Raw genomic sequence first — 16,514 nt, 5'->3', positions numbered from 1 at the left:
AGATCCCATATCCGGATCAAAGGGACATGCTATGCGCAGCGTCTGGAGCGGGACCCTCGCCTTCGGCCTGGTCTCCATCCCGGTGAAGCTCGGATCCGCGGTGTCCAGCCACAAGATCAGCTTCCGGCAGATCCATCTGGCCGACCAGGGCCGGGTGCGCTACCAGAAGACCTGCGAGCTGGACGAGGAGGTGCTGTCCTCCGCCGAGATCGGCCGCGCCTTCGAGACCCCGGACGACCAGCTCGTCGAGGTCACCGACGCCGAACTCCAGGCGCTGCCGCTGCCCACCGCCAAGACCATCGAGGTGAGCGGCTTCGTCGACACCGCACGGATCGACCAGATGCAGCTGGACACGCCGTACTTCCTCGCCCCCTCCTCCCCCACTGCCAACAAGCCCTACGTGCTGATGCGCGAGGCGCTCTCCCGCTCGGGCAAGGCGGCGGTCGGCAAGTTCGCGATGCGCAACTCCGAGCACCTGGCCCTGATCACCGCCCGCGACGACATCCTGCTGCTCCAGACGCTGCGCTGGCCCGACGAGCTGAACTCGGCGGCCGACGCTGCCCCGCGCGGCAAGGTCAACATCTCCGACAACGAGCTGAAACTCGCCGACACCCTCATCGAGGCGCTGGGCGAGGCCGATCTCACCGCCTATCACGACGAGTACGCGGCGGCGGTCGAGGCGCTGGTCACGGCCAAGCTGGAGGGCGCCGAACTGCCCACGGTCGAGGGCGAGACCGGCGGCGGCCAGGTCGTGGACCTCATGGCGGCGCTCCAGGCCTCGGTGGACCAGGCCCAGGAGGGCCGCGCGGGCGGCGGCGGGGACGGGGAGGGCAAGGACGCGACCGTGACGGACATCGGCGGCCGGTCGGGCAAGGGCGGCGGTACGGGCAAGCGTCCCGCCAAGAAGGCCGCGGCGAAGAAGACGGCGGCCAAGAAGACGGCGAAGAAGGCCCCCGCGAAGAAGGCGGCGAGCCGCCGCAAGGCCAACTGACCCCGCCGGAGCGGCCGGACGGTCCGGCGTCCAAAAAAATTGAGGGTCAACTTTCATTTGACATCACACCCCTTCATGGGAGTCTACTGTCATTACACAGCCGACTCCCTGGAGGCCGCCATGTCCGCGCCCGCCGCCCCTCCCCCGACGCTCGCCGCCTCGCCCCGCCGCTGGTGGGTGCTGGCGGCCCTGACGCTGAGCGTGCTGACCGTCGCGCTCGACGGCACCGTCGTCACCGTGGCGCTGCCCACGCTGGCCGGTGAACTCGGCGCCGACAGTGCCCAGTTGCAGTGGATCAACGGCGGCTACCTGCTGGCGCTGTCGGTGGGCATGCTCCCGGTCGGGCTGCTCGGCGACCGCTACGGGCACCGCCGGATCCTGATCGCCGGCGTCACGCTCTTCGGCCTCGCCTCGCTCGCCGGCACCCAGGCCGACAGCCCCGGGCAGCTCATCGCGATACGGGCCGTGCTCGGACTGGCCGCGGCGATGATCATGCCGGTGTCGATGGCGGTGCTGCCGAAGGTCTTCGGGCCCGAGGAGGTGCCCAAGGCGATCGGTGTGTGGACGGCGGCCACCGCGCTGGGCCTGCCGGTCGGCCCGCTGGTCGGCGGATGGCTGCTGAACCACTTCTGGTGGGGCTCGGTCTTCCTCTTCAACGTGCCGCTGTTCGCCCTCGCGCTGGCGGCCTGCCTCCTGCTGCTGCCCGCCGAGCCGCCGCGCGCCCGTGCCGCGGCCGTCCCCTTCGACCTGGCGGGCACGCTGCTCAGCGGCCTGGGCATCACCGGCCTGGTCTACGGCACGATCCTGGTGCCCGGCGACGGCTGGGGCAGCGCCCGGGTGCTCGCCGGGATCGCGGGCGGGGCGGCGCTGCTCGCGGTCTTCGTCGTGCAGCAGCGCCGCCACCCCTTCCCGCTGGTGGACACCGGACTCTTCACCGACCCGCGGTTCCGCTGGGGCACGCTCGTCGCCGTCTTCGTGAACTTCGCCGTGATGGGCATCCTGTTCGTGGTGCCGCAGTACCTCCAGGCGGTGCTCGGGCACGACGCGTTCGGCACCGGGCTGCGGATCCTGCCGCTCATCGCCGGGCTGATGGCGGCCGCCGCGCTGAGCGAGCAGCTCGTCCCGCGGCTGGGCGCCCGGGTCGTGGTGCCCGCCGGACTGCTGGTGCTGGCCGCGGGCACCCTGCTGGGCGCGGCCACCGGCGGCGGCGCGGGGTACGGCTACGCGGCGGTGTGGCTGACGCTGACCGGGCTGGGCTTCGGGCTCGCCACCGTGCCCGCGACCAGCCTGGTCATGGCGTCGCTGCCGCCCGGGGCCTCCGGGCGGGGCACCAGCCTGCTGGAGACCGTCCAGCAGGTCGGCGGCGTGCTGGGCGTGGCCGGGCTCGGCAGCCTGCTGAGCGCGGGCTACCTGGCCCGGCTGCACGTGGCCGGGCTGTCCGCCGCGGACGCCGGCCAGGCGCGCGACTCGGTCAGCGGCGCCGACGAGGTCGCCGCCCGGCTGCGCGACCCGGCTCTCGCGGACACCGCGCACCGGGCCTTCCTGCACGGCATGGGTCTGGCGCTGCTGGTGTGCTGCGCCATCGCGGTCGCGGGCGCGCTGCTCGGGGCGCTCTTCCTGCCCGGCCGGGACGCATCCGGCGCCCCCGTCCCGGCAACCGCCCCGGCCGGGCCCGGGTCCGTACCGCGGCCGACCGGCTTGGCGGACGAGGCGGGGACGGCCGACGGGACCGGACCGGCGGACGGGGCGGGGACGGCAGACGCGGCAGGGGCCGGGTTGGCGGGGGCGGTGCCCGAGCGCGGAGAATCGCCGGCATGAACGCCAAGGAGACCCCGGCCGCGCCCGGGACGAGCCTGCGGGAGCGCAAGAAGCAGCGCACCCTCGCGACCATCCGCCGCGAGGCCTACCGCCTCTTCGCCGCCCAGGGCTACGAGGGCACCACCGTGGAGCAGATCGCCGCCGCGGCCGAGGTCTCCCCCAGCACGTTCTTCCGCTACTTCCCCACCAAGGAGGACGTCGTCCTCGACGACGACTACGACGCCGCGCTCGCCGACGCGCTGCGGGCCCGCCCGCCGGGCGAGCCGGTCTTCGACAGCCTGCGGATCGCGCTCACCGACTCGCTCGGCAGGATGCTGGAGGCCGACCGCGACGAGCTGCTGCTGCGCACCCGGCTGGGCTTCACCGACCCGGCGCTGCGGGCGCGCTCGTGGGACGAGCTGATCCGCAGCCAGGACTCGGTGGCCGAGGTGATCGCCGAGCGCACCGGCCGGGCCGCCGACGACCTGGACGTGCGCTGCACCGCCGCCGCCCTGATGGCCGTCTCCACCGCGGTGGTGCGGCACTGGGTGGAGCACGACGGCGAGGTGGACCTGGTGCCGCTGTACGACCGGCAGTTCGCGCTGCTGTCCGGCGGCCTGCGGCTCTGACCCGGGGCGACCGGGCACGTCCGCCATACGGGACGGCGGCGCGCGGCGGAAGATCTTGCGGGCGGATCGGGTTGCACCTCGGGTGAGCGCCGACCAGGCCGGCGCAGAAACGGAGCAGCAGCCCGACCATGTCGACCAGCCTCGAACCCGCCCAGCCGGCCCGCCCCGCACCGCCCGCGCACCCGCTGGACAACCCGGTGTGGGCCGCGCTGACCGGCCCGCAGGCCGCCCTCGCCGTCGCCGCCGGGTCCGCGGCCCGCTTCCACCCGGAGGTGTCGCCCTTCGTGGCCGTCGCCGACCCCGGCGACCCGCGCGGCTGGGCGGATCTGGCCGCGCTGGTCGGCGCCGGGAACGCCTTCGCGCTCACCGGGGCCGACGCGCTGCCCGGCGGCTGGGAGCCCGGCAGCGCGGGTCAGGGCGTGCAGATGGTCGGATCCTCGGTCACGGCGCTGACCGACGACGAGGCGGAGCGGCTCGGCCCCGCGGACGTCCCCGAGATGCTGGAGCTGGTGGCGCGCACCAGGCCGGGCCCGTTCGCGGCCCGTACGGTCGAGATGGGCGCGTACTACGGCATCCGCCGGGAGGGGCGGCTCGTCGCGATGGCCGGTGAGCGGATGCGGCCGCCGGGCTGGACAGAGATCAGCGCGGTCTGCACCGACCCCGAGCACCAGGGTCAGGGGCTGGCCTCCCGGCTGGTGCTGCACACCGCGGCGGGTGTCGCGGCCCGCGGCGACACACCGTTCCTGCACGCGGCCGCCGTCAACACCGGGGCCATCAGGCTCTACGAGTCGCTGGGCTTCTCCCGGCGCCGGGACGTGCACTTCCACTTCTCGAAGATCCCGGCCGCCGACCCCGCCCGCTGACCGCCGGACGGCAGCGCCACCACCGAGCACAGGAGAGCACCAGATGGCCATCGCGTACATCCACACCGCTTTCGGCGGCCCCGAGACCGAGTCCCTCGCCGACCTGCCGCGGCCCGTACCCGGGCCGGGCCGGCTGCTGGTCGCGGTGCGCGCCGCCGGGGTCAACCCCGTCGACTGGAAGCGGCGCACCGGCTACCGGCGGCCGGGCGGCCCGGCGACGGAGCTGCCCGCGGTGTTCGGCAGCGAGGCCGCGGGCGTCGTCGTCGAGGTGGGTCCGGACGTCGAGGGCTTCGCGCCCGGCGACGAGGTCTTCGGCCATGCCGACAACGGCGGCTACGCCGAGCTGACGCTGCTGCCCGCGGCCGGTACCGCGCACAAACCCGCCGGTCTGACGTGGACGGACGCGGCCGCACTGCCCGTCGCCGCCGCGACCGCGTACGACGCGGTGGTCCAGCTCGCGCTCCCGCCGGGCGCCACCTTGCTGGTCAACGGGGTCGGCGGCGGGGTGGGGACGGCCGCGGCGCAGATCGCCCGGCACCGCGGCCTGAAGGTCGTGGGCACCGCGAGCGAGGGCAAGCGGGCCTTCGCCGAGTCGCTGGGCGCGGTGCACGTCGTCTCCGGCCCCGGTGTCGCCGACCGGATCCGCGCGGCGGCGCCCGGCGGGGTGGACGGGATCATCGACCTGGTCGGCGGCGAGCCGCTGCGCGAGGTCGCGGCCCTGCTCGGCGACCGCTCCCGGCTGGTCAGCGGGGCCGACAAGGAGGGGGCCGTGGAGCTGGGCGGGGCGGCGATCGTCCGCGAGCGCACCGGGGCGGTGCTGGACGCGGTGGCCGCGCTCGTGGTGGCGGGCGCGCTGGATCCTTACGTGACGCGGACCTTCCCGCTCGCCGAGGCGGGCGCGGCGCTGCGCGCGGTGGAGGAGGGCCACACCCGCGGCAAGATCGTCCTCACGGTCGGCGGCTGAGCCCCGCCGGGCAGGCACCGGACGGCGGCTCGGCCGCCGCGCCGTGCCCGGTCAGCGGCCCCCGCCGGGCGGCCCGGACCCCCGCCGCGGGAGCGGGACCCTCCCGGCTCGCGGGCCGTGGCCCGGGAAGGACGTCCGCACCAGCTCCCAGGCGTCCGCGACCGGCCCGACGTGCCCGAGCTTGTCGGGGTTGACGACCGTGCGGATGGCCTGGACCCGGCCGTCCAGCACGTCGAGCGTCCAGGTGTTGATGACGCGGCCCTCCCGGTCGCGGAAGATCGCCCCCGGCTGGCCGTTGAGCCGGTGCGGTTCCAGACCGGCGCCGAGCGCGGTGAAGGACTCGGCGAGGGCGGCCAGCACGCGCGCCACCCTGGCGACGCCGACGACCGGCGTGAAGAAGTTCGGGCCCTTGCCGCCGCCGTCGGCGACCATCGCCACGTCCGCGGCGAGCATGTCCCGCAGGGCCTGGACGTCGCCTTCCCGGAAGGCGTCGAGGAAGCGCCCGGCCAGCTCCTCGCGGTCGCGCCGGTCGGCCTCGAAGCGCGGGCGGCCCGCGTCCATGTGGCGGCGGGCGCGTACCGCGAGCTGCCGGCACGCCCCCTCCGACCGCCCGACGGCGGCGGCGATCTCCGGGAAGCGGAAGCCGAAGACCTCGCGCAGCACGAAGACCGCGCGCTCCAGCGGGCTGAGGCGCTCCAGCAGCAGCAGCGCGGCCATCGACACCGAGTCCGCCAGCTCCGCCGAGCGCGCCGGGTCCTGGTAGGGGTCGGCGAGCAGCGGCTCGGGGAACCACGGGCCGACGTACTCCTCGCGGCGGACCCGGGCCGAGCGCAGCACGTCGATCGCGATCCGGGTGACCACCGCGGAGAGGTAGGCGCGCGGCGAGTCGGGCCGGACGGGCGCGGTCCGGTCCCGCAGCCACGCCTCCTGCACGGCGTCCTCGGCCTCGCTGACGCTGCCGAGGATCCGGTAGGCGATCGAGAACAGCAGCGGCCGCAGCTCCTCGAACTCCGCGGCGGGCGTCACGCCTCCAGCTCCGCCCGGAAGCCCTGCCGCCACGAGGGGTACCGCGGCTCCCAGCCCAGTTCGCGCCGGGCCTTGGCGTTGGAGAAGCCGCGGCCCTCGGTCATCATGACGACCGCCTGGTCGCCGGCCAGCAGCCGGGCCAGCCACACCGGCACCCGGCGCGGCGGCTTGGCGCCCGCGCACCGGGCGAGGTGCGGCAGCCACTCGGCGGCCGGGGCGGGCTCGTCGTCGACGACGTTGAAGACGCCGTGCGCCTTCTGCTCCACGGCGAGCACGGTGGCGCTCGCCGCGTCGTCCAGGTGGATCCAGGAGCTGTACCCCTGGCCCTTGCCGACCAGCGGATACTGCCGCTTGCGCACCAGCGTGACCTGGTCGTCGATGGCGCCGGGCCCGTAGAAGGCCCCGTAGCGCAGCACCGCGCCGCCCGTCGCGAGGACCGCCCGTTCGACGTGGGCCAGCACCTCCATGCCGTACTGGGCGGCGGTGCCGGTGAGCAGGTCGAGCGGATCGTCCTCGGTCTTGACCCAGCCGCCCTCGCGGATGCCGTTCCAGCCGGCGTAGCCCTGGGCGACGACATGCGGCACCCCGGTCGCGGCGGCGGCCGCGAGGAGGTTGTCGGTGCCCTCGGAGCGCAGCCGGTTGGTGGCGGCGAACCAGCGGTCCGGGTGCTTGATGTCGGGCTTCCCGGCGTGCGCCGGGGAGATCGCCGTCATCTGGTGCACGACCGTGTCGGGGCGGGCGTCCGCCACCGCGGCACGTACCGCCGCCGGGTCCAGGCCGTCCATGACGACGCCCTCGGCGCCCAGCCCGCGCAGCACGTCCAGCTTCGCCGCGCTCGTCGTCGTGGCCGTGACCCGGTGGCCGCGGGCCACCAGCTGCGGCACCAGCCGCCGCCCGAGCACCCCGGTCCCGCCTGCCACGAACACCCGCATGACCATCACCTTCCCGAATCCCTCGCCGTGTACCGTCCCCCGGATCATGACGAGGCAGCCCCGCCCGACGTGACACGGCGGGCGGGGCGGGGGTGCGACCGGGCCGCGCCTCAGCCGTGCGAGCGGCGGCGCAGCGCGGGGTCGGTGAGCGCGGGCGGGACGTATCCGGCGTCGCGGGCGACGAGGTTGACGCCGGGCGGCACGATCTCGTCGATCCGGTCCAGCACCTCGCGGTCCAGCGTGATCTTGTCGGCGCCGAGCTGGCCTGCCAGCTGCTCGAAGGTGCGCGGGCCGATGATCGCCGAGGTGATGCCGGGGTGCTCCAGCACGAAGGCGAGGGCGAGCTGGACGAGCGTGAGCCCGGCCTCGTCGGCGAGGGCGGCGAGCGCGTCGGCCGCGGCGAGCTTGGCGGCGTTCTCCGCGGAGCCGATGTCGAAGCGGGCGGTCTGCCGGTCGGCGCGGCTGGAGACGGGCTGCTCGGCGCCCTTGCGGTAGCGGCCGGACAGCCAGCCCCCGGCCAGCGGGCTCCAGGACAGCACCGCGAGGCCGTAGCGCTGCGCGACCGGCAGCACCTCGCGCTCGATGCCGCGGGCGAGCAGCGAGTACGGCGGCTGCTCGGCGACCACCCGCTCGCGGCCGCGGCGCTCGGCAATCCACTGGCCCTCGACGATCGCCGAGGGCTCGAAGGTGGAGGTGCCGATGTAGCGGATCTTGCCCTGGTGGACGAGGTCGGACAGCGCGCCCAGGGTCTCGTCGAAGTCGGTGCCGGGCTCGGGGCGGTGCACCTGGTAGAGGTCGATCCAGTCGGTGCCGAGTCGGCGCAGGCTGTTCTCGACCTCGCGGACGATCCAGCGGCGGCTGTTGCCCTGCTCGTTGGGGTCGTCGCCGAGGCTGCCGTGGAATTTGGTGGCCAGCACGACGTTGTCGCGGCGGCCGCCCGCCAGCGCCTTGCCGACGACGGTCTCCGACTCGCCGGCCGAGTAGACGTCGGCGGTGTCGACGAAGTTGATGCCGGAGTCCAGGGCGTGGTGGATGATCCGCACGGCGTCGTCGTGGTCGGGGTTGCCGCGCGGGCCGAACATCATGGCGCCCAGGCACAGCGGGCTGACCTTGACGCCGGTGCGTCCGAAAGGGCGGTACTCGGTCATCGTTGTCCTTTGTCGAGAAGCGTGTCGTGAACGGGGGCCGGACCGGTCCCGGGCCGGGGTTCCGGTGCGGCGGAGGCCAGCTGGTCGACGGACGCGGACGCGCCCGCCTGCCGGAAGGCGTCCCAGAGCCGGCGGTAGGGGCCGCCGGCCGCGAGCAGGGCGGTGTGGGTGCCGGTCTCGACGACGCGGCCGCGGTCCAGGACCACGATCCGGTCGGCGCGGGCGGCGGTGGTCAGCCGGTGGGCGACCACCAGGGTGGTGCGCCGCCGGGTCAGCGCCTCGGTCGCGGCGGTGACCCGGGCCTCGGCGGCCAGGTCCAGGGAGGCGGTGGCCTCGTCGAGCAGCAGCACGTCGGGGTCGACGAGTTCGGCGCGGGCCAGGGCGAGCAGCTGCCGCTGGCCCGCGGACAGGTTCCGGCCGCGCTCGCCGACCGGCTGGAGGTAGCCCAGCGGCAGCGCGGCGACCATCTCGTGCGCCCCGACCGCGCGCGCGGCCGCCTCCACCTCGGCGTCGCCCGCGCCGGGGCGGCCGTACGCGATGGCGTCCCGCACGGTGCCGCTGAACAGGTGCGCCTCCTGCGGTACGAGGCCGAGCCGGGCCCGGTAGCCGCCGAGGTCGAGGGCGCGCAGGTCGTGCCCGTCGGCCCGTACCGCGCCGGTGGTGGGGTCGTAGAAGCGGGCGAGGAGCTTCATGACGGTGGACTTCCCGGCGCCGGTCGCACCGACCAGGGCGACGGTCTCGCCGGGGGCGATGCGCAGCGTCAGGTCGTGCAGCACCTCCTGGCCGCCGCCGCCCGCGTAGCCGAAGGACACACCGTCGAAGGCGAGTTCGCCGCGCAGCGCGCCGACCGGCCGGGGGTCGGCGGCGGCCGGGGTGCCGGTCGGGGTGCGCATCAGGGTGCGCAGCCGCGACAGGCCCACGACGGCCTGCTGGTAGCCGTCGAAGACCTGGGAGAGCTGCTGGATCGGCGAAAAGAAGAGGTCCACGTAGAGCAGGAAGGCGATCAGGGTGCCCGCGGTGAGCGCCCCGGAGCGCACCTGCCCGGCGCCGACGGCGAGGACGGCGGCGGTGGACAGCACGCCGAGCAGTTCGACGAAGGGGAAGAAGACGGCGATGTTGCGCTGGGCGCGCAGCCGGGAGTCACGGAAGGCGGCGGCGAGCACGGCGAAGTCGCGGGCGTTGCGCTCCTCGCGGCGGAAGGCCTGGGTGACGCGGATGGCGCTGACGTTCTCCTGCAGGCACGCGTTGACGGCGCTGACCCGCTCGCGGGCCTCGTGGTAGGCGGGCACGGAGAAGCGGCGGAAGACGGCGGTGCCGCAGATCAGCACGGGCAACGCGCACAGCAGCACCACCGCGAGCCCGGCGTCGACGACCAGCAGGGTGACCAGCACGCCGAGAACGGTCAGCAGGCTGACGACCGCGGTGATCAGGCCGGTCTGCAGGAAGTTCGACAGCGCGTCCACGTCCGTGGTCATCCGGGTCATGATCCGCCCGGCCGGCTCACGCTCGTAGTAGTCCAGGCCGAGCCGCTGGAGCTGGGCGTACGTCTTCACCCGCAGGGTGTAGAGCAGCCGCTCGCCGGTACGGCCGGTGACGCGGGTCTGGACGACGCCGACCGCCCAGTCGGCGCAGACGACCGCGGCCGCGGCGACGACGGCGGTCACCAGCGCGGCGACCGAGTGCCGGGCCACGCCGGCGTCGACGCCGTGCCGGACCAGGATCGGCAGTGCGATCTGCGCGACGGCGTCGGCGGCCACCAGCAGCAGCCCGAGCAGCAGCGCCCAGCGGAAGGGGGCGACGAGCGCGCGCAGGCCCAGGTGCGGGTCGGCGGCTCGGGCCCGGTCGGCGGGCACGTCGGGGTCGGCGGGCGGCAGCGGCATCCGGGCGAGTCCGGCGAGGAGTTCGGGGGTGGGCGGGGCGGCGCCGAGCACGCCGCCGCCGGGGCCGCGGCCGCCGCCCGCGGTGGCCGAGTTGAGGGCGAGCGTCTGCGCGGCCCGCAGGTCGGCGCTGCCGGGCCGGGAGTCGTCGGGCGCGTCCGTGCGCCGCCACAGGTGCGCGGTGACGGCGGGCGCGGCGGCGTCGTCCTGCGCGGCCGGGACGTCCTCGGCAGGGTGGTCGTGGGGGGCGGCGGGGTCGTCCGGGTCGCCGGAGTCGGTCGCGGACAGCAGGCTGCGGAAGAGCGCGGAGCGGGAGCGCAGTTCGTCCATGGTGCCGGTGTCCACGACCCGGCCGCCGTCCAGCACCGCGATGCGGTCGGCGAGTTCGAGCGTGGAGCGGCGGTGGGCGATGATCAGCGTGGTGGGGCGGCGGGTCGCGGCCCGCAGCCCGTCGTGGATCTCGGCCTCCACGCGCGCGTCGATCGCCGAGGTCGCGTCGTCGAGCACCAGCACCGCCGGGTCGCACAGCAGCGCGCGGGCGAGCGCGATGCGCTGGCGCTGCCCGCCCGAGAGGGTCAGGCCCTGTTCGCCGACGACGGTGTCGTAGCCCTGCGGCAGCCGCCGGACGAACTCGTCGGCCCGCGCGATCGCCGCCACCTCCTCGATCCGCTCCTGCGGCACGTCCGGGGCGCCGTAGGCGATGTTGGCCCGGACGGTGTCGGAGAGCAGCAGGCTCTCCTCGAAGACGTAGCCGATCGCGGAGCGCAGCGAGGCCGTGCGCAGCTGGCGCACGTCCGTGCCGCCGATCCGCACAGCGCCGGACGCGACGTCGTAGAAGCGCGGCAGCAGGACCGCGGCGGTGGACTTGCCGGAACCTGCCGGGCCGATGAGGGCGACGGTCTCGCCGGGGGCGATGTCGAGGCTGAAGCCGCGCAGCAGCGGGCGGCTGCCGTCGCCATAGCCGAAGGTGACGTCCTGCCAGCTCAGCGCGGGCGGGCCGGGCGGCAGGTCGGTCGCACCGGGGGCGTCGGTGATCGCGGGGGCCTCGTCGATGACCTCCAGGACGCGCTCGGTGCCGGCCCTGGCCTGCTGCCACACCGTCAGCAGCGTGGCGACCTGGCGGACGGGGGTGACGAACGAGCCGAGGTAGCTGGTGAAGGCGAGGAAGGTGCCGAGCGAGATCCGGTGGTGCAGCGCGAGCCAGCCGCCGAGGGCGAGGACGGCGACCTGGCCGAGCGCGGGCACCGCCTGGAGGGCGGGCGTGTAGCGGCTGGTCCAGCGCACGACCCGCAGCCGGGAGGCGAACAGCCGCCGGGCGCGCCCCTCCAGCGCGGTCAGCTCGCGCCCTTCCTGCCCGAAGCCCTTGACGACGCGCACGCCGGTGACGGCGGCCTCGACGGTGGAGGCGACCTCGGCGGCCTCCTGCTGGGCGTGCCAGTTGGCCGGGAACAGGTGGCGGCGGCTGCTGCGCACGATGAGCCACAGCAGCGGGCCGACGACCAGGGCGACGAGCGTCAGCAGCGGTGAGAGCCAGGCCATGAAGCACAGCGAGACGACGAACATCAGGGCGTTGCCCGTCATGTTCGGCAGGAACTGGAGCAGCGTCTGGATCAGGGTGATGTCGGAGATGGAGCGGCTGACGATCTGGCCGGTGCGCAAGGAGTCCTGCTGCCGCCCGCCGAGCCGCAGCAGCGCGGCGAAGGCGTCGCCCCGCAGGTCGTACTGCACCCCGAGGGACAGCCGCCCGGCCCGGTAGCGGCGGGTGAAGCCGCCGAGGAAGCGGAGGGCGCCGAGCCCGGCCAGCAGCCCGATCCACCAGCCCAGCGGGCTGTCCGCCCCGGACGCGACGGCGTCCACGACATGCCGCAGCACCAGCGGCAGGACGGCGGTCGCGGTCGCCGCGACGACCGCGCCGCCGAACGCGGCGACGAGGTCGGTGCGGTGGCGCAGGCAGTAGCCGGCGAGCCGGCGGATCCAGCCGGGCGGCGGCGCGGCCGGGCCGGCCGCCGCGGCGGCCGGCCCGGGTGCGGTGCTCGTACAGTCCGTCACGAAACCTCCGATAGTGCGATGCCGAGGTGCCCGGCGCGGCCGGCGCCGGTGTCCGCGGGGTCGAACAGGCGGTTGGCGGGGCGCGGCAGCCCGTAGTGCTCGCGCAGCGTGCGGCCGGTGTACTCGGTGCGGAACAGGCCGCGTTCCTGGAGGATCGGCACGACCCGGTCGACGAACAGCTCCAGACCGGAGGGCAGCACGGCGGGCATGATGTTGAAGCCGTCGGCGGCCCCCGCGTCGTACCACTCCTCGATGGTGTCGGCGACCTGCACCGCGGTGCCGGCGAAGGTGCGGTGGCCGCGCCCGCCGCCGAGCCGCCCGATGAGCTGGCGCACGGTCAGCCGCTCGCGCCGGGCCAGCTCCACGATGAGGGTGAAGCGGCTCTTGGCGCCCTCGATCTCGTCCTCGCCGGGGATGTCGGCGGGCAGCTCCTTGTCGAGCTCCAGCCGTTCGGGGTCGATGCGCAGCGTCTTGGACAGCTGCCGCACCGCGTACTCGGGGCGGATGAGCCGGTCCAGCTCGTCGTCGAGGGCGTGCGCCTGCTCCTCGGTGTCGCCGATGACGGGCACGATGCCGGGCAGGATCTTGATGCCCTCGGGGTCGCGGCCGATGGCGGCGGCGCGCTGCTTGACGTCCTTGTAGAAGGCGACGGCCTCTTCGAGGGTCTGCTGGGCGGTGAAGACCGCCTCGGCGTAGCGGGCCGCGAAGTCCTTGCCGTCCTCGCTGGAGCCTGCCTGCACCAGGAGCGGGTAGCCCTGCGGGGAGCGCTGCACGTTCAGCGGTCCGTCCACCCGGAAATACGTACCCCGGTGGCCGACCTTACGCACCTTGTCCGCCCGCGCGTGGACGCCGGACTCCTTGTCGGCCACGACCGCGTCGTCCGACCAGCTGTCCCACAGCTTCGTCGCGACGTCCACGAACTCGGCGGCGCGCAGGTAGCGGTCGTGGTGCAGCGGGGTGTCGTCGAGGCCGAAGTTGCGGGCCGCGTCGGCGCCCGCGGTGGTCACGATGTTCCAGCCGGCCCGGCCGCCGGAGATGTGGTCGACCGAGGCGAACCGGCGGGCCAGGTTGTACGGCTCGTTGTAGCTGGTGGAGGCCGTCGCGATGAGGCCGATGTGCTCGGTGGCCGCGGCGAGCGCGGTGAGCAGCACGGTGGGCTCCAGCTTGCTGCCGGGACGGCGGCCGGGGTCGCCCATGAGCACGGGGCTGTCGGCGAGGAAGAGCGAGTCGAGCCTGCCGCGCTCGGCGATACGGGCGAGGTTGCGGTAGTGGTCGATGTCGGTGCCGCCGGAGGCCGGGCTCTCCGGGAGCCGCCAGGCGGCCTCGTGGTGCCCGACGGACATCAGGAAGGCGTTGAGGTGCAGCGGCTTGCGGTCAGTCCTCGGGGTCATGGTCCTTCTTCTCCTGGTCGTGGCCGAGCGCGCGGGCGGGGGCGGAGGCGGCGTGGGTGACGGGGTGGGGGTGCACCGGGTCGGGGTGGACGGGTGCGGCGGCGCGGGCGAGCGGCGCGGGCGCGTCGGGCAGCTCGACGCCGAGCGCGGCGAGCAGGGTGTCGCGGTACTCCTGGAAGCGCGGGTCGCGGCGGCTGCGCGGGCCGGCCAGCTCGACGGCGATGTCCAGCGCGATCCGGCCGTCCTCCAGCACCAGGACGCGGTCGGCGAGTTCGACGGCCTCGTCCACGTCGTGCGTGACCAGCAGCACCGCCGGGCGGTGCCGCTCGTACAGCTCGCGCAGCAGGCCGTGCATCCGCAGCCGGGTCAGCGCGTCGAGCGCCCCGAACGGCTCGTCGGCGAGCAGCAGCTGGGGCTCGCGGACCAGCGCGCGGGCCAGCGCGGCCCGCTGCTGCTCGCCGCCGGACAGCTCGTGCGGCCAGGACCGCTCGCGCCCCGCGAGGCCGACCTCGGCGAGCGCGGTGCGGCCGCGCTCCCTGGCCTGCTTGCCGCGGATGCCGAGCACCACGTTGTCCAGCACCCGCAGCCAGGGCAGCAGCCGGGAGTCCTGGAAGGACAGCGAGACCCGCTCGGGCACGCTCAGCTCGCCGGACCCGGCCACCCCGTGGTCGAGCCGGGCGACGGCCCGCAGCAGCGTGGACTTGCCGGAGCCGCTGCGGCCCAGCAGCGCGATGAACTCGCCCTGGCCCACGGTCAGGTCCAGCTCCCGCAGCACGTCCCGGTCGCCGAAGGAGCGGACCAGCCCGGCGGTGCGGACGGCGGGCGCGGCGGCCCCGGCGGCGGGGCGCTCGGCGGTCAGTCCGCCAGCGTACGGCGCCATGACAGCACCTTCCGTTCTGCGGCACGCACGACCGCGTCGGAGACGAAGCCGAACACCCCGTAGACCACCAGGCCCACGATGATGACGTCGGACTGGGCGTACTGCTGGGCCTGGAACATCATGTAGCCGAGGCCCTTGGTGGCGTTGACCTGCTCGACCACGACCAGGCCGAGCCAGGACGCGGTGACGGCGAGCCGCAGCCCGACGAAGAAGCCGGGCAGCGCCCCGGGGACGACGACCCGGCCGATGAACTGCGGCCGCGTCAGGTCCAGGCTCTCGGCCAGCTCGACGTACTTGCGGTCGATGCCGGTGAGCGAGGCGTACGTGTTGATGTAGACGACCACCGCCACGCCCACGGCGATGACGACGACCTTCATCTCCTCGCCGATGCCCAGCCACAGGATCATCAGCGGCAGCAGCGCGAGCGACGGGATGGCCCGCTTGACCTGGAGCGTTCCGTCGAGCAGGTACTCGCCGATCCGGCTGAGCCCCGCGGCGACCGCGAGCGCCACCCCGGCGAGGACGCCGAAGAGCAGCCCGAGGCCCGCGCGCTGCAGCGAGACCAGCATGTTGTCCTGCAGCCGCCCGCTCCTGACCAGGTCGACGAAGGTCGAGGCGACGGTGCCGGGACCGGACAGGATGCGCGGGTCGAGGTAGCCGAGCGCGGACGAGGCCCACCAGACCAGGACCAGCAGCACCGGTCCGGCCAGCCGCGCGAAGGGGATCGCTTTGCCGGGTCCGAGCCGCCGGCGCCGGGCCGGGGCCTTGGCGGTCCTGGCCTCGGCGGTCCTGGCGGGCGCGGGCGCGGCCTGTCCGGGGTCGGGGAGGGTACGGGCGCCGGGCGCGGCGGGGGGCGCCGCGACGGGCGTCGGAAGGATGTCGGTCATGACGCCACCTGGTAGGTCGCCGGTACGGCCTGCGAGGCCAGTCCCTCGAAGCGCCGGTCGAAGAGCTTCTCGGCCTCGACCTTGGGGACGAAGCCGCCGGCGGCCATCAGGTCGGCGGTCTCCTGCTCCCAGGCGATGGCCCGGTCCCAGCTGCGCGGGAACTGCGGCTGCGACTGGGAGGCGACGATGCGCTGCCCGTCCGCGGTCGTCACGCCCTGGTCCTTGACGTAGTAGCGCTGGATCCACTGGTCGGTGTGCTCCCACGCCCACACCACGCCCTGCGCCCACAGCGGGACGAAGCTGCGGATCGCGGCGACCTTGGCGTCGTCGTTGAGCACCTCGGTGGGCGCCCACAGGATCGTGAGCAGGTCGACGACGTCGGTCTTCACCCCGCGCGCGCCGTCCTTGCCGTACTGGCCGAGGTACTTGGTGAGCGTCGGCTCGCCGAGCGGGGCGACGTCCACCTGCTTGGACTGCAGGGCGGTGAGGAACTGGGTGCTGGGCAGCGGGACGAGCGAGACGTCGGAGTTCTTCAGACCCGCCTCCTTCAGCGCGCGCAGCACCACCACGCCCTGGGCCTGGCCCTGCGAGAAGGCGATCTTCTTGCCGCGGAAGTCCGCCGCGGAGGCGATGGCGTCACCGGAGCCGGGCGCGGTGGCGAAGGTGTAGATCGGGTGGTCGCGGGACTGGACGGCGACGATCCGGGCGCCGACCTTGATGGCCTCGGCCTGGATCGGCGGGATCCCGGCGTTGCTCGCCAGATCGATGGAATGCGCCCGGAACCCCTGGATCACATCGGGGCCCGCCGACAGGTTCGGCCAACTGGACACGGTGAAGGGCAGCTTCTTGTCCAGACCGGACTCGGCGAGCTGCAACTGCGCGGTGTGGATGGAGATCGCGAGTTTCGTGCCGGGCGGCGGCGCCCCCGAGGGAAGTGCGCGGGTCGGCACCGAGTCGATCGAGGCGGACGTGCTGCGCGAGCACGCGGCGAGCAGCGCGGCGCCCCCGGCGAGGGCGAGGAGGGAGCGGCGCGGGACGGTTGCGGCGATGGTGCGGTCAGTCATGGCAAATTCCTGGGGA

13 protein-coding genes are annotated in these 16,514 nt (G+C 74.8%); 5 read left to right on the top strand and 8 right to left on the bottom strand.

Annotated elements, in window-relative coordinates:
* Positions 1–31 precede the first annotated feature (31 nt).
* The 5 genes from ku (at position 32) to ACWERV_RS21570 (ending at position 5,244) form a co-directional block, all read left to right on the top strand.
* Complete coding sequence (ku, locus tag ACWERV_RS21590; protein WP_452935345.1) at positions 32–991, top strand: non-homologous end joining protein Ku; 960 nt, start codon at positions 32–34, stop codon at positions 989–991.
* A 120-nt stretch (positions 992–1,111) separates the two neighbouring features.
* Entirely contained in the window at positions 1,112–2,809 is a 1,698-nt protein-coding gene (locus ACWERV_RS21585) for an MFS transporter (protein WP_452935342.1), read from the top strand.
* Entirely contained in the window at positions 2,806–3,417 is a 612-nt protein-coding gene (locus ACWERV_RS21580; protein WP_452935339.1) for an acyl-CoA-like ligand-binding transcription factor, read from the top strand. Before ACWERV_RS21585 ends, ACWERV_RS21580 begins: the two co-directional genes overlap by 4 nt.
* A 128-nt stretch (positions 3,418–3,545) precedes the next feature.
* Complete coding sequence (locus ACWERV_RS21575) at positions 3,546–4,280, top strand: GNAT family N-acetyltransferase (RefSeq protein WP_452935336.1); 735 nt, start codon at positions 3,546–3,548, stop codon at positions 4,278–4,280.
* 43 nt (positions 4,281–4,323) lie between these two features.
* Positions 4,324–5,244, top strand: coding sequence for an NADP-dependent oxidoreductase (locus ACWERV_RS21570; RefSeq protein ID WP_452935333.1), 921 nt, complete (start codon positions 4,324–4,326; stop codon positions 5,242–5,244).
* 51 nt (positions 5,245–5,295) lie between these two features.
* Here ACWERV_RS21570 and ACWERV_RS21565 read toward each other — a convergent pair whose 3' ends face one another.
* The 8 genes from ACWERV_RS21565 to ACWERV_RS21530 form a co-directional block, all read right to left on the bottom strand.
* Positions 5,296–6,270, bottom strand: coding sequence for an RNA polymerase sigma-70 factor (locus ACWERV_RS21565; protein WP_452935331.1), 975 nt, complete (start codon positions 6,268–6,270; stop codon positions 5,296–5,298).
* A complete protein-coding gene (locus tag ACWERV_RS21560; protein WP_452935329.1) occupies positions 6,267–7,208 on the bottom strand; it encodes an NAD-dependent epimerase/dehydratase family protein in 942 nt (313 codons plus the stop codon). Before ACWERV_RS21560 ends, ACWERV_RS21565 begins: the two co-directional genes overlap by 4 nt.
* Positions 7,209–7,312: 104 nt before the next feature.
* A complete protein-coding gene (locus tag ACWERV_RS21555) occupies positions 7,313–8,350 on the bottom strand; it encodes an aldo/keto reductase (protein ID WP_398188332.1) in 1,038 nt (345 codons plus the stop codon).
* Positions 8,347–12,276 (bottom strand): ABC transporter ATP-binding protein, encoded by a 3,930-nt coding sequence (locus ACWERV_RS21550; RefSeq protein WP_452935327.1) that lies wholly within the window; start codon positions 12,274–12,276, stop codon positions 8,347–8,349. The genes ACWERV_RS21555 and ACWERV_RS21550 overlap by 4 nt, the downstream gene beginning before the upstream one ends.
* The gene (locus ACWERV_RS21545) at positions 12,273–13,667 is read right to left on the bottom strand and encodes an LLM class flavin-dependent oxidoreductase (protein WP_398188326.1); all 1,395 of its coding nucleotides are present in this window, start codon (positions 13,665–13,667) and stop codon (positions 12,273–12,275) included. Before ACWERV_RS21545 ends, ACWERV_RS21550 begins: the two co-directional genes overlap by 4 nt.
* Entirely contained in the window at positions 13,651–14,547 is an 897-nt protein-coding gene (locus ACWERV_RS21540) for an ABC transporter ATP-binding protein (RefSeq protein ID WP_452935324.1), read from the bottom strand. Before ACWERV_RS21540 ends, ACWERV_RS21545 begins: the two co-directional genes overlap by 17 nt.
* Entirely contained in the window at positions 14,523–15,434 is a 912-nt protein-coding gene (locus ACWERV_RS21535; RefSeq protein WP_452935321.1) for an ABC transporter permease, read from the bottom strand. Before ACWERV_RS21535 ends, ACWERV_RS21540 begins: the two co-directional genes overlap by 25 nt.
* Positions 15,431–16,498, bottom strand: a complete 1,068-nt coding sequence (locus ACWERV_RS21530; protein WP_452935319.1) for an ABC transporter substrate-binding protein — start codon at positions 16,496–16,498, stop codon at positions 15,431–15,433. The genes ACWERV_RS21535 and ACWERV_RS21530 overlap by 4 nt, the downstream gene beginning before the upstream one ends.
* Positions 16,499–16,514 lie beyond the last annotated feature (16 nt).

The sequence above is a fragment of the Streptomyces sp. NPDC004031 genome (genome assembly GCF_053604375.1).
The sequence above is the reverse complement of the archived record's forward strand: the minus strand, read 5'-3'. Positions and strand labels throughout refer to the sequence as shown.

Coding starts and splice junctions, on each gene's coding strand:
- ku (WP_452935345.1), top strand. CDS start 32: ATGCGCAGCGTCTGGAGCGGGACCCTCGCCTTCGGCCTGGTCTCCATC.
- ACWERV_RS21580 (WP_452935339.1), top strand. CDS start 2,806: ATGAACGCCAAGGAGACCCCGGCCGCGCCCGGGACGAGCCTGCGGGAG.
- ACWERV_RS21545 (WP_398188326.1), bottom strand. CDS start 13,667: ATGACCCCGAGGACTGACCGCAAGCCGCTGCACCTCAACGCCTTCCTG.
- ACWERV_RS21530 (WP_452935319.1), bottom strand. CDS start 16,498: ATGACTGACCGCACCATCGCCGCAACCGTCCCGCGCCGCTCCCTCCTC.
- ACWERV_RS21585 (WP_452935342.1), top strand. CDS start 1,112: ATGTCCGCGCCCGCCGCCCCTCCCCCGACGCTCGCCGCCTCGCCCCGC.
- ACWERV_RS21540 (WP_452935324.1), bottom strand. CDS start 14,547: ATGGCGCCGTACGCTGGCGGACTGACCGCCGAGCGCCCCGCCGCCGGG.
- ACWERV_RS21535 (WP_452935321.1), bottom strand. CDS start 15,434: ATGACCGACATCCTTCCGACGCCCGTCGCGGCGCCCCCCGCCGCGCCC.
- ACWERV_RS21575 (WP_452935336.1), top strand. CDS start 3,546: ATGTCGACCAGCCTCGAACCCGCCCAGCCGGCCCGCCCCGCACCGCCC.
- ACWERV_RS21570 (WP_452935333.1), top strand. CDS start 4,324: ATGGCCATCGCGTACATCCACACCGCTTTCGGCGGCCCCGAGACCGAG.
- ACWERV_RS21555 (WP_398188332.1), bottom strand. CDS start 8,350: ATGACCGAGTACCGCCCTTTCGGACGCACCGGCGTCAAGGTCAGCCCG.
- ACWERV_RS21560 (WP_452935329.1), bottom strand. CDS start 7,208: ATGGTCATGCGGGTGTTCGTGGCAGGCGGGACCGGGGTGCTCGGGCGG.